This window comes from Chitinophaga sp. W2I13 (assembly GCF_050434005.1).
In the GTDB taxonomy this organism is placed as follows: Bacteria; Bacteroidota; Bacteroidia; order Chitinophagales; family Chitinophagaceae; genus Chitinophaga.
In genome coordinates this window covers 460,008-473,732 of record NZ_JBNPWD010000001.1, presented here as the reverse complement: position 1 = coordinate 473,732, position 13,725 = coordinate 460,008, and the positions used below count along the sequence as shown (strand labels likewise).

Below are 13,725 nucleotides of genomic sequence, written 5' to 3'. Positions count from 1 at the left end.
TGCAGATAATAAAAAGATTTACCATGAAACGAATTCATATATTTTTAATCGGTGTTCTCCTTTTCAGCAGCAGCTCCTGCAGCAAGTATGTGGATACGCCGTTACCAAAGAACGAGCTGGTATCCGGACTGGTATTTACAGATGATAAAACTGCTACGGCCGCTGTTACCGGTTTATATGGCAGTATGTACTCGTTCAACTACCAGTTTGCAAATGTGCTCATTAACTACCTCACCGCAATGCAGGCAGATGATATGGCCTATTACTCTTCCTTCGCCAATTATGATGTTTTTAAAGAGAACAGGTTATTGCCCAGCAGCCAGTACGTACAGAGTATGTTTGCGGATCTTTACAGTTATATCTACCAGACAAATGCTTGCGTAGAAGGACTTTCCACCGCATCCGCATTAACGCCTGCCGTAAAGAACCAGTTAATGGGAGAGTCCCTGTTCATGCGCGCTTTCTGTTATTTTTACCTGGTAAATATGTATGGAGATGTGCCCCTGATCACCGGCACAGACTATAAAGTTAACGGTGTAAAACCACGCGCACCACGTGCGGAAGTATATAATGGGATTATCACGGATCTTAAAGCAGCAGTGGCATTAATGGGAGATGATTATCCTACGGGGCAGCATATACGCCCGGATAAATCCGTAGCCAACGCATTACTGGCAAGGGTGTACCTGTATAACCAAAACTGGGCACTGGCAGAAACTACTGCATCGTTGGTCATCGATAATGGTCGTTATTCATTGGTAACTGATCTGAACAAAGTGTTCCTGGCTAATAGCAATGAAGCGATCTGGCAGCTGCAGCCACTTAATGTAGTGGGTGGCCGCAACACCTGGGAAGGATTTACTTCTACCCCGGCTATTAACCCCACCACGGGCCTCTTTGGTACAGCGGTATTCCGGCTGGATACCATCAACCTGATCAGAAAATACGAACCGAATGATCAGCGGTTTACCAAATGGATCGTTTACTACAAAACCACTGCGGGTACCAGTGTTTACTTCCCTTATAAATACAAAATAAGAACGAGTACCAGCGGCGTTACCGAATACTCCATGGTAATGCGTCTTGCAGAACAGTATCTCATCCGCGCGGAAGCCCGCATCCAGCAAGGAAAACTGGACGATGGCCGCGCCGACCTGGATGCTATCCGTCAACGCGCAGGTTTACCCGGTTTGTCTGCTTCCCTCGCACAACCCGCCCTGCTGCTGGCAGTGGAGCAGGAACGAAAAGTGGAATTGTTTGCAGAGTGGGGCCACCGTTGGTTTGACCTGAAACGTACCAAAAGGTCGGATGCGGTGCTGGGACCGATTAAAGGTGCCAACTGGCAATCTACCGATACCCTTTACCCGATTCCTTCTGATGCCATCAGAACCAATGTTAATCTTACCCAGAACGAAGGGTACAAATAACCATTGCCGATATGAAGAAATTAATCATCTTACTTTTACTGGCTGCCATGGCAGCCGGTAAAATATATGCACAACAACGGGTAGTGATCACCCCGGAATATCCGGAACGTGGTCAAACCGTAACCGTCACTTACGATCCCGCTGCGCCGGGAGCTGGCATTCCGGTTACCGCTGCGCCGGTCACCCTCGTGTTTTCCTATTCCAACTTTTACAACCTCGCATGGCGCATGAACATGCAGCGTACCGGGAATAAATGGACCACCTCTTTTGTACTGGCCGACTACACCACCTTCGCTACCTTTTACCTGGAAAGCGGCGATGCTGTGGATAAGCCGGCAAAAGACCGGCACTACGAAGTAGCGGTGTATAAAAACAAAGTGCCGGTAAAAGATATGGCGCTGTACAAAGCTTACAGTCTTAGTGCGCAAATGGGCAAGTCCCCTCTACTGGCCGATAAACAGGCCGCGCTTTATAAAGAAGAACTGAAACGTTACCCGGACAACTACGAAGCAAAACTGCGCCTGCTTACCTACGAAATGAACAAGGCCACCAACGCCAAAGAAAAAGAAAAGTTCAGGGCAGAGGCACACCAGGTGATTGCAGACAAATTTAACAGCGCGCCCACAACTCCCGGCAACATGAATAAGGTAACCATGGGCTACCTGATCATCGGCGAAAACTCCCGGCTGGATTCTATCCGGCGCGTAGTGATGGAACGCTACCCGGAATCCGCACTGGGCCGGGATATCATGACCGGCATCGTGGCGAAAGGAAAAGACACAGCCCGGCAGATCACCTTCTTTGAAAACGAACTGAAAAAGGAAACCCCGGAAAACAGGGAATCTTTCACAGAAATGCACGATGTCCTGCTTCAATATTATGCTGTAAGAAAAGACAGTAACAAAGCATTATATCATGCCCGTTTTATGACCACCGAAAAGGAAAATCCTTACAAGGTGATCACCTGGCAACAGATTGCACAAACACTGCTGGATAATAACCTCTCGCTGGATACCGCACGCCGGTACGCACAACTGGCGTTAGACAGCGTACGCAGCTACCCGGTAGGCGTGATCCGTCATTTCCCGGAAACGGGATACATCTATCCGTATGCAGACGATAGTACGCGTAATGCGGTGTATAATAAAGCCAGCCGGCATCTGGCATCTGTACTGGGCCTCATCGATATGAAACAGGGACGCCTGGCAGCGGCAGACAAACACATGGAACAAGCCGTGGATTATTATGCAGATAAAGAAACACTCGACAACGCGGAAACATATTACCAGCAAACCAATAATACCGCTCAACTGAACCAGCTGCAGGAGTTCCGGAAAAAAATACTGATAGAAAAAGTAAAGAAACAACGGATCAACCGTCCCGCCCCGCCACTCAGCTCCTTTGTAGATATGAAAGGTCAGCCGGTATCTGCCGCTTCACTGAAAGGCAAGATCATACTGATCGACTTTTGGGCCACCTGGTGTGTACCCTGCATGCAGGAAATGCCCTACCTGCAGAAATTGTACGATCAATATAAACAACACCCCGATGTGGTTTTTATGATTGCCAACAGCGGCGCCCGCAACACCTTAGCCGACGCGCAGGGCTGGAGCGGTAATAAAAAATATTCCTTCCCGGTGTATTATAATACCGACCCGGCCATAGGAGATAAGTTCCGGTTTAACATCATTCCCGCTTCCTATCTCATCAACAAAGAAGGGAACATCATTTTCAGCAACATCGGCTTTGAAGGACCGGAAGTGGAAGAAAAGCTGAAGCAACAGCTGGAGATCCTGTTAAACGACTAAATACTTAAACGGGTACCATTAAATACTTAAGTAGTCACCATAACCAGCCGGAAAGATTCCCGGAAATTTGTCTTATCAAAAAAAATAAAACAAAATGGCAACAAAAAACAAAATAGCCCTGGTTACTGGTGGCAGTCGCGGATTAGGTAAGAATATGTCTTTACAACTCGCTAAAAGCGGGCACGATATCATCCTCACTTACAGAAGCAACCAGGCGGAGGCCGACAAAGTAGTAGCAGAAATCCAGGCTATCGGGCAAAAAGCTATCGCCTACCAGCTGGATACCGGCGACACAAAATCGTTCGATGGATTCCTGGCAACAGTTGCGGCGCACCTGCAGGAAAACACCGGCGAAGGCAAATTCGATTTCCTGGTAAACAATGCGGGCATCGACAGAAGCTCCCTCATCCCCGATACTACGGAAGAAGATTTTGATGAGCTGTATCAGGTGCACTTAAAGGGCGTATACTTCCTCACACAGAAAGCATTACCTTTTATTAATAACAATGGTCGTATCATTAATTTGTCGACCGGCCTGGCGCGGTTTGCCACACCCGGATATGCCGCCTACGCTTCCATGAAAGGCGCCATAGAAGTGTTTACCAGGTACCTGGCCAAAGAAGTGGGCACACGCGGCATTACTGCCAACGTAGTGGCCCCCGGCATCATTGAAACAGATTTTACAAAATCCGTTTTTGAACATGCGCCACAGGCAATTGAATACATTTCGGCCCATACCGCCCTTGGTCGCACCGGCGTACCGGACGATATTGGGGGCGTGGTAGCCTTCCTGTGTACCGAAGAAGCCCGATGGATCACCGCACAACGTATTGAAGCTTCCGGAGGCATGTTCCTGTAATAGAGTAAAACAAATTATGCAGCACGGCGGGTTTCCTGCCGTGCTTTTTTTATATCGGGCGATTAAAATAGGTTTATTTTTGGCTGTTGCCACTTAATAAACCATGACCGTAATCGGACACCTGCTGTATTGAAACCGGGCATCCGGTAGTCGTGTATTGATGTTAAAGTGCTGATTATCATGTCTCCTGATTTCCGGCATCCAATTAGAACGCCCTGCATATTATGTTTAAGAATTACTTCAGCATTGCACTCAGGAACCTTTGGAGAAACAAAGGTTTTTCAGCCATCACTATATTCGGGCTGGCTATTGGCATGACCACCTGTTTACTTATCACGTTGTTCGTAACAGATGAGCTGAGCTACGACCGGTTCAATAAAAAAGCCGACAGGATCTATCGTATCAATGCTGATTTTTTTGTAAACGGCAATGCCTTTAAAGAAAGATTCAGCCCCAGCCAGCTGGGCCCGGTGCTGCTGCAGGAATATCCCAACGTGGAAAACTATGTACGGTTTATCCGCCAGGGAAGTATCCTGGTAAAAAAAGGGAACACCACACTGGTAGAAAAAAATGCCTGCTTTGCAGATTCCACCCTGTTCGATGTATTCAGCTTGCAGATGATCAGCGGCGACCCTAAAACCGCGCTCACCCAACCTAATACCATGGTCATCTCCGAACGGATGGCACTCAAATACTTTAATAGCACCGATGTAGTGGGTAAAACACTGCAAACAGATAATGTGGCCACTTACCAGATCAGCGGTGTAATAAAAGATGTGCCGGATCAGTCGCACCTGCACTTCGATTTTGTGCGCGCCATGTCCGAATTACCCGAAAGCCGGGAAAACGGCGGATGGATGTCAGACAACTACGCCACCTATGTATTAATGCGGGAAGGCGCCACCGGCGCGCAACTGCAAAGCTATGTGGATGCCGTTACCAAAAAATATATGGAGGGGCCGCTGAAGAAAATGACCGGCAGTACCTTTGCAGATCTCCAAAAATCAGGGGGGCATTTTGGATATAACCTGCTGCCGCTCACAAGCATTCATTTATATTCCCCGCTGGCCGATGAAGCAGAACCTTCCGGCAATATTCAATATGTGTACATCTTCATTGCGGTGGCGATCATCATTCTGCTGATTGCCTGCGTTAACTTCATGAACCTTTCCACCGCCCGCTCTGCCGGGCGCGCTAAAGAAGTAGGAGTGCGGAAGGTGCTGGGTTCCCAACGGTCTTCCCTGATTTTCCAATTCCTTACGGAGTCTATGCTGACCAGCTTCTTTGCCCTGTTACTGGCAGTGGCATTCGCCATTTTACTGCTCCCGTATCTCAACCAGCTGTCAGGAAAAAACATTACGCTGGAGGCGGGGTATTTTTTATGGCTGCTGCCTTTCCTGCTGGTAACTGCTGGTGTGATCGGGTTGCTGGCTGGCAGTTATCCCGCCTTTTTCCTGTCGGGCTTTGAGCCTATCAAAGTGCTGAAAGGCCGGTTAAACAGCGGTTTCAGGAACGGATGGCTGCGGAACAGCCTCGTGGTTTTCCAGTTTGCTTCTGCTATCCTGTTGATTGTTGGTACGCTGGTGATCAACAGTCAGCTGAATTATATACGGAATAAAAAGCTTGGTTATAACCGCGAACAGGTGCTCATCCTGGGCAATACCCAGTCGTTGTGGACACATGCCCGCAACTTTAAAAATGAAGTGCTGAACATACCAGGTGTGGAATCGGGTACTATGACAGGCTCTTTGCCTACCGATATAAGACAGAACACCAATATCTATTCAAAAGATGCCGCCCGCAGCACCGGGCAGGTAACCGGCGTACCGGAATGGTATGTGGATGCGGATTACATCCACACAATGGGCATGCAAATGGCCAGTGGCCGGAATTTCTCACCAGACATGCCTTCCGATACTTTTGCTGTATTGCTCAATGAAACGGCAGCCCGGTTATTTGATTTCAGGGATCTGAATGAAAAGTATCTCTATGCCGATGGAGACAGGCCGCTGAAAGTAATAGGCGTGGTAAAAGATTTCAATGCCGGTAGCTTAAGGAATAAAATACCGCCAATGGTGTTCCGGCTACGGGAAAATTTCCAGTCAATGGCATTCCGCATCCAGACCAGTAATATCCAGGAACTCATTGCAAAGATAAAAACCGCCTATGAAGCGCAGCCGGGTATGGGTGGGCAGCCATTCGTCTATTCTTTTCTTGATGACGATTTTAACCGCCTCTATATTGCAGAACAGCGTACAGGCAGGATCTTCATTTCCTTTGCCATATTGGCCGTATTAATTGCGTCCCTGGGAGTATTCGGGCTGATCACTTATGCAGCGGAACAACGTACCCGGGAAATAGGCATCCGCAAGGTGCTGGGCGCGTCAGTAACGGGTATTGTGGCCATGCTGTCGAAAGACTTCCTGAAACTGGTATTGGTGGCTGTTGTTATTGCCAGTCCGCTTGCCTGGTATGTGATGAGCCGGTGGCTGCAGAATTTTGCCTACCAGGTAAAAATGAGCTGGACAACCTTTGTATTGGCCGCGTTTATTGCGATCGCCATCACCATTTTAACTGTCAGCTACCGGGCTATCAGGGCTGCTACGGCCAACCCGGTGAACAGCCTCAAAGCAGAATAATCAGTTGACCAGCGGAAGTTCCAGGTAAAAGGAGCTTCCGCCTTCGCGGTTGTTTTCAAACCAGATCTGTCCCTCCTGCGCGGTGGTATATTCCTTACAGAGAAATAACCCCAGTCCAATCCCCTTTTCATTATCTGTTCCGAAAGTGGAACGTACTTTCAGGGAGAAAATATCCGGTTGCCTGGACAGGTCAATACCCACACCGCTGTCTCTCACTTCAATTAAGCATTTATTGCCGGCCCTGCTGGTTTTGATGAAGATGGTTCCACCGGAAGGGGTGAACTTGGCGGCATTGCCAAGCAGGTTACGCACAATCAGCTGCAGCATATTGATGTCGGCCATCACTTTTATAGACGCGTCTATATTGGTATCCAGGCTGATCTTTTTTTTGGATACCGCCATTTTGTTGATTTTAAGAATGGGATGTATGGCCGATGCGACGTCTACAGGAGTAAGATTTACATTGAGCCCGTCCATTTGCGTTTTAGACCATACAAGGATATTATATAGCATCTCCTGTGTGCTGTTGACCACGTACAGCAGTTCCGTTTCTATCTGGGTTTTATTTTCGGGGTCCAGTTCTATTTCCCGCATCAGCTGGAGGTACGATTGTATCGCTGCCAATGGGTTACGCAGGTCGTGCGAGATCAGCGAAAAGAGTTTGCTCTTTTCCGTGTTCATGATTTCAAGTGCGCGCGTTTTTTCTTCTCCCTGCTGCTTTTCTTTGTTATAGGCATTTTTCAGGTAAACCGTTCCTACGAAAATTACGCACACGCAGATAATATAGGTAGGGGTCATATCTGCAAAAATGTCTTTCCTCGTTTTATAAACCGCATCTACCACCGCCGGGTGATAATATTCCCACATGATCAGCCCGAGTACGGTGAGCAGGTTCAGCGCCAGCCACCAGTAATATTGTTTCCGGGAGGAAATCAGCATAACCAGGAAGAACGCCAGGGTAAAGGACAACAGGGAGGCGCCCTGTATTCCCCCGCTGTAGAAATAGTTAATAGCGAAGCTCACGTTAATAACGATCGCGGCAATGGCTATACTGATATTTACCTTCTTCCGGTATCTCGACAAAAAATAAATAAAGGAGAATGCAGGCACCAGTAAAGCAAAGATGAGCGAGGTAACCGTAAGGCCGGTAACATAATTATATGGTACGTTAATGGCAATAATAAAGAGGGAAATAGCACATATCGCATTGAATATGCGGTTTTCCAGCGAGAACTGTCTGGGGTCTCCTATCAGGAAGTGTGAGAATTGTTTCAATCGTTGGGATATCGTTATGGTTCCGGGTGTTGACATGTTACTAATTTAAGCAAAAACAACTGCTGTTGGCAGTGAAAATGCCGGGCTCAGGATAATCATATTATTGTAATGTCACAATTTTTTCGCGGTTTTCTTTATACTACCTGATTAATTTTTAAAAAAAATGCGGCGTGGCCAAAGAAAATCTGACCGCCATCAAAAGCAATATCCGCGCCATTATCTGTAAGCGAAGATAATATTGTCCCAAACGCGAAGGGGTATACGTAAAGACCATCCGTTTCCGTTACATTTTGCTAAATGCATTTTACAAAAGCGGGAAAGCTAAAATAATTATCATTAATTTTCGGCCGCGGGAGAGATGATGAGGTATTCACCCACTTTTAATATGCGCGAAAAATGATGAGTGATGGAGACTTATTACAGCTTATAAAAAGAGATGATACAGCTGCTTTTGAATCTATCTATGATAAATATTGGCAGGCCCTTTATTTAAAGGCTTGTCAGCGTGTGGATAAAGATGAGGCGAAAGACATGGTGCAGGAGGTGATGATTACGTTATGGAGAAGAAGGAACGATATCCGGGTAACGCAGGAGGGAGACCTGGGCCGGTACCTGTTCACCGCCATCCGGTACCGCGTGATCAGCCATTATGCCTTTAGTGCCGCAGAAATTAAAAAGGCGGATTTTTTTGATACTTTCGACGATTACATTGCGACTGATACATTAGAAACCAAAGAACTAAAAGCCAAAATCGAAACCGAGATCGGCAGGTTGCCTGCGCGCATGCAGCAGATCTTCCGCCTGAGCAGGGAGGATGATTATACCATCGCCGATATTGCAAAAACACTTAATATTTCAGAACAAACCGTAAAGAATCAGCTGACAGATGCCTTAAAACGCCTCCGTACTTCATTGAAAGCCTCTTCCACCGGCGACTGGACACTGGTATTAATCTACCTCTTCTCCCAGTTACATCAGCAACAGTAGTCCGCCGGATAAAGTTTTTCCCGGCGTGCAGGATTGGCCCGATGGTCTAACCTTTTCCCTTTGTTACCGGCAGGCTCCCCGCAGGGGAGAGGCGGTACTGTGTCATCCATTGCCCGGGGCGCATCATTCATTCATGCAGACGACGGGGCGTTCCCGGAATGGCTGTCCCCGGGAAGGCCATATCATTGGTGGTAAAGGGCTATCTCCCGGAGATGATCCGCTGCCAGGCATCCTTCTCCCGGAGGGGAAATATTTTTTAAACCGGACTAGTACCGGATATTATTTTTTCAGATAAGTAATAAAATCGCGCGCTTTGGAAGTCAGTAAAATCAGACAGCTTTTTAAAAAGTATATGCTGGGGCATAGCTCCGGACCGGAAAACCAACTCATAGAACAATGGTACCAGTCGTTCGATGCAGCAGCTTTACCAGAAATGGATGAGGCGGAGCAACAGCATATAAAACGCGAAATGTGGCTAAATATCCAGCCGCAAATTGAAGTCGCTAAAACGTTTTATCTTACCCGTGGCTGGAAAAGAGCTGCAGCGGCTGTATTGCTGCTGGCAGGCGCCGGGGCGGCCTGGTACCTGCTGCATCCACACCCACAGGCTACCTGGACCACCTACGCCACCCGCACCGGTGAAAGAAAAACCATTCACCTCAACGACGGATCAATAGTGATGTTAAACGCCGGCACCACGATCCGGATACCCGACAACCTCTCCAAAGAAAGAAAACTCGACCTGGTTGACGGGGAAGCCTTCTTTGATGTGAAAACAAATCCCGGTGTACCGTTCATTGTAGAAAGCGGTCCGCTCCAGACCACCGTACTGGGAACGTCCTTCAACATCGCCGCCTATAAAGAAATACACACCCTCAGCATAGGAGTGGTATCCGGCAAAGTAAGCATCTCTGGAAAAGCCTCACCCGCACACATCCTCGGGCAAAACCAGGAACTGGTGTACAACCGGAACAACGGGCAGATAAAAGTTTCACCGGTAGACGAACAACTGCCCGGATGGAAGGATGGCAAACTCGTTTTCAATGATGTTACTTTCCACGACATGGTGATACTGATGGAAAAAAACTTCGGCATCACCATCACCACCACACAGGAACATGTAAGAACCACCAGATATACCACGGAATTGCCAACAGATATGGCGCCCGAAAAAGCAGCACAGGTGCTGGCGGCGATCCATCATCTGAAAGTACGCACGATCAATCAGCACACCGTTATTTACGAATAATAAACAATGTATCACCAAAGCTAATCGCTTAAAACAACTACGTATTAATGCCACGTAAATGGAACCTTTTGTTAATGCTAACAATTAATGCCTAACCACGTATGAAGAAAATTGTAAAAAATTTCAGAAAACGAATGCTTGCAGTCGTTTTGGCCCTGACGTGTGTCCCAGCCATACTGCCGGTATACGCCGGCCAGGGACAAATCCTGCAGGAAACCAGCGTCACTATTGCATTGAAAGGAGGTAGCCTGGAATCTGCTATCAGGGACCTGCACCGCCATACAAAAATTAATTTTGCCTACGACAGGCAACTGCTCAGCGGCTACAAAGTAGAAGGGTACTCGTTTTCCAACGAGCGACTGGACTACGTTCTCGAAAAATTACTGCAACACAAATCCCTCGGATATGCAGAAGTAAATGATATTGTAGTCATCAGTAAACTCACTGCCCCCAAAGCGGCCATGACCCGCCAGGAAGTAGTGGTGTCCGGTGTGATCAAAGATGAAAACGGTAAACCACTTCCCGGCGTAAGCGTAGCTGTAAGGGGCGTAAGCACCATGACCACCACCGACGCCAACGGACGTTACAAGATTATCGTAAACGCTGCTACCGATGTACTGGCATTCAGCTTCATTGGTTATGAAACGGCAGAAATAGTAGCTGGCAGTCAAACTACCATCAACGTACAACTGAAAGTAGCCAGCAAATCACTCGGCGAAGTAGCCGTAGTGGGTTTCGGTACCCAGCGTAAAGTAAGCCTGGTAGGCGCCCAGTCCACTATCCGCCCGGCGGAATTTAAACAGCCGGCATCAGACATCTCTTCCATGCTGGCAGGCCGCATCGCCGGCGTAATAGGCGTGCAGCGTACCGGCGAACCCGGTAAAGGCAGCGCCGATATCTGGATCCGCGGTATCTCCACCTTCGGAGGCGGTAATAAAGCAACGCCCCTCATCCTCGTGGATGGTGTGGAAAGATCTATCAATAACATTTCCCCGGAAGACATTGAGTCGTTCACAATCCTGAAAGATGCCGCCGGTACCGCCGTATATGGCGTGCGCGGCGCCAATGGTGTTATTCTCCTGAAAACAAAAACAGGGAAAGTAGGTAAACCACAGATCTACTTCGATTATAATGAAGGCGTAAACTCCTTTACCAAACGACCGGAAATGCTCGATGGCGTTACTTATATGAACCTCGCCAACGAAGCCTCTACCACACGCAACCACAACCCGGTGTTCTCCGAAGAAACTATCGAAAAAACAAAAAGTAACGTGGACCCGCTGTTATACCCGAACGTAAACTGGATGGATGCTGTATTCAATAAATACGGTCATACCCGCAGCGCTAACCTCAACGCCAGCGGCGGTGTGGAAAATGCACAGTACTACGTATCACTCGGCTACTATAACGAAAGCGGCTTCCTGAAAACAGACGACCTGGAGAAGTACAATTCTTCCTTAAAATATAACCGCTATAACTTTACGTCTAACCTGAACCTGAAAGTTACAAAGTCCACCAAGCTTGATGTAGGCCTGCAGGGATACTTCTCCAATGGTAACTACCCCGGCATTAACACCCACGATATTTTCCAGAGCGCGATGGACGCCTCCCCGGTGGTGTATCCTGTAATGTACCCTGGTGGCTTCGTTCCCGGTCGCTCGGCCAACGGCGGCTTCAGGAATCCTTATGCCGACCTTACCCGCAGAGGCTATCGCAACGAATTCAGGAACCAGTTGTACTCCAATATCCGGGCTACGCAAGACCTGAAATCCATTACGGAAGGGTTGTCGGCCACCGCGATGTTTGCCTTCGACGTATTTAACCAGAACTATATTACCCGCTCCAAACGCGAGGACACCTGGTTCCCGGATATGAACAATCCGTACAAACCGGATGGTACGCTTAACCTGTTGAAAACATTCACCGGTAATCAATACCTCGGCTTCGATAAAAACGATGGCGACCGGCAGACCACCCGCCAGTTTTATACAGAGGCCGCCATCAACTACGACCGTGGTTTTGGTAAACACCGCGTAACCGGTTTAGGATTGTTTTATACCAGCGATAAAACCAATACCCTCGCCGGCGACTTTATCAACTCCATCCCGGAAAGATACCTCGGCCTGGCAGGTAAAGCAGCCTATTCTTACGACGACCGTTACTTTATGGAATTCAATTTCGGCTACAACGGCTCGGAATTGTTTGCACCGGAAAACCGCTACGGATTTTTCCCCGCTATCGGTTTAGCCTGGGTACCTTCCAATGAACGTTTTTTTGAGCCGTTTAAAAACGCCATCTCCTTCCTGAAGTTCCGCTACTCCAACGGTAATACCGGTCTCGGTAGCGCAGAAGAGCGTTTCCTGTATATCACCAAACTGAATGATAACGATCACGGCTATACGTTTGGAAAAGGTTTTAACGGCGGCAGTGGTATCAGCATCACCCGTTATGCATCGGATGTGCGCTGGTCTGTTTCCAACAAACAGGACCTGGGTATAGAACTGCGTACACTGAACGACCGTCTCCTTGTAAATGTGGATGTGTTCAAGGAACACCGTACCGGTATCTTCCTGCAACGCGCTTCCAACGTGGATTTCATGGGCCTTGATAATCAGCAGTATGGTAACCTCGGCGCCGTGGAAAACAAAGGTTTGGATGCCAACCTGGAATACAATGCACGTATCGGGAATGTAGAAGTATCCGTGCGAGGTAACATTACCTGGAACCAGGATAAAGTATTGGAAGATGACCGCCCGCCGCAGCTGTACCCATGGATGGAACACCGCGGCAATAATATCCTGGCGCGGTATGGTTATATCGCAGAAGGCTTGTTCATTGACCAGGCAGACATCGACAAAAGCGCCGTTCCGGGATCCCGCTCACAGGTGAAACCGGGCGACATCAAATACAAGGATCTTAACGGAGACGGTAAGATCAACTCCTCCGATGAAACAAAGATCGGCCGCGGCGATGTACCCGCAATGGTGTATGGCTTCGGGTTAAATCTTGCCTACAAAGGATTTAATATCGGCTTCCTGTTCCAGGGAATCTCCGATGCCGATCGTATGCTGCAGGGCAGCGCCATCATTCCATTTAATGGCGGTGGCGGGGAAAGCAACGCCTATAGCATTGCTACCGACAGATGGACCCCTGAAAACCCACGCCAGGACGCGTTTTACCCACGTCTCGCCTATGGCGAAGCAGAGAATGTAAACAACACCCAGCCAAGCAGCTGGTGGGTAAAAGATGTGAGCTTCATCCGCCTGAAATCTGCGCAGATCGCCTACAACCTGCCCGCCAGTTTGCTGCAGCGCATAGGCGTCCGGAATTCATCTGTTTACTTACAGGGTATCAACCTGCTTACTTTCAGCAAGTTCAAATTGTGGGATCCTGAATTAAATACCGACAACGGTTCTACTTATCCAAATGTGAGAACCATTTCGCTGGGAGTAAACCTGAAATTTTAATCACGTAAGCAACT

8 protein-coding genes are annotated in these 13,725 nt (G+C 48.1%); 7 read left to right on the top strand and 1 reads right to left on the bottom strand.

The window, feature by feature from the left end:
* The first annotated feature begins 23 nt into the window (after positions 1-23).
* The 4 genes from QFZ48_RS01910 (at position 24) to QFZ48_RS01895 (ending at position 6,733) form a co-directional block, all read left to right on the top strand.
* Positions 24-1,427, top strand: coding sequence for a RagB/SusD family nutrient uptake outer membrane protein (locus tag QFZ48_RS01910; protein WP_429046187.1), 1,404 nt, complete (start codon positions 24-26; stop codon positions 1,425-1,427).
* Between the two features lie 11 nt (positions 1,428-1,438).
* A complete protein-coding gene (locus QFZ48_RS01905; RefSeq protein WP_429060889.1) occupies positions 1,439-3,235 on the top strand; it encodes a TlpA family protein disulfide reductase in 1,797 nt (598 codons plus the stop codon).
* A gap of 94 nt (positions 3,236-3,329) precedes the next feature.
* Positions 3,330-4,094, top strand: coding sequence for an SDR family NAD(P)-dependent oxidoreductase (locus QFZ48_RS01900; RefSeq protein WP_429046190.1), 765 nt, complete (start codon positions 3,330-3,332; stop codon positions 4,092-4,094).
* 224 nt (positions 4,095-4,318) lie between these two features.
* Complete coding sequence (locus tag QFZ48_RS01895; RefSeq protein WP_429046192.1) at positions 4,319-6,733, top strand: ABC transporter permease; 2,415 nt, start codon at positions 4,319-4,321, stop codon at positions 6,731-6,733.
* On the opposite strand, the gene QFZ48_RS01890 is transcribed toward QFZ48_RS01895, so the two are convergent.
* Positions 6,734-8,044, bottom strand: coding sequence for a sensor histidine kinase (locus QFZ48_RS01890; RefSeq protein WP_429060886.1), 1,311 nt, complete (start codon positions 8,042-8,044; stop codon positions 6,734-6,736).
* Positions 8,045-8,404: 360 nt separating this feature from the next.
* Here QFZ48_RS01890 and QFZ48_RS01885 point away from each other — a divergent pair, with 360 nt between their 5' ends.
* The 3 genes from QFZ48_RS01885 (at position 8,405) to QFZ48_RS01875 (ending at position 13,711) form a co-directional block, all read left to right on the top strand.
* Positions 8,405-8,995 (top strand): RNA polymerase sigma factor, encoded by a 591-nt coding sequence (locus tag QFZ48_RS01885; RefSeq protein ID WP_370911593.1) that lies wholly within the window; start codon positions 8,405-8,407, stop codon positions 8,993-8,995.
* 313 nt (positions 8,996-9,308) lie between these two features.
* Positions 9,309-10,244, top strand: a complete 936-nt coding sequence (locus QFZ48_RS01880; protein ID WP_429046197.1) for a FecR family protein — start codon at positions 9,309-9,311, stop codon at positions 10,242-10,244.
* A gap of 134 nt (positions 10,245-10,378) precedes the next feature.
* A complete protein-coding gene (locus QFZ48_RS01875; RefSeq protein WP_429046199.1) occupies positions 10,379-13,711 on the top strand; it encodes a SusC/RagA family TonB-linked outer membrane protein in 3,333 nt (1,110 codons plus the stop codon).
* The last annotated feature ends 14 nt before the right edge of the window (positions 13,712-13,725 follow it).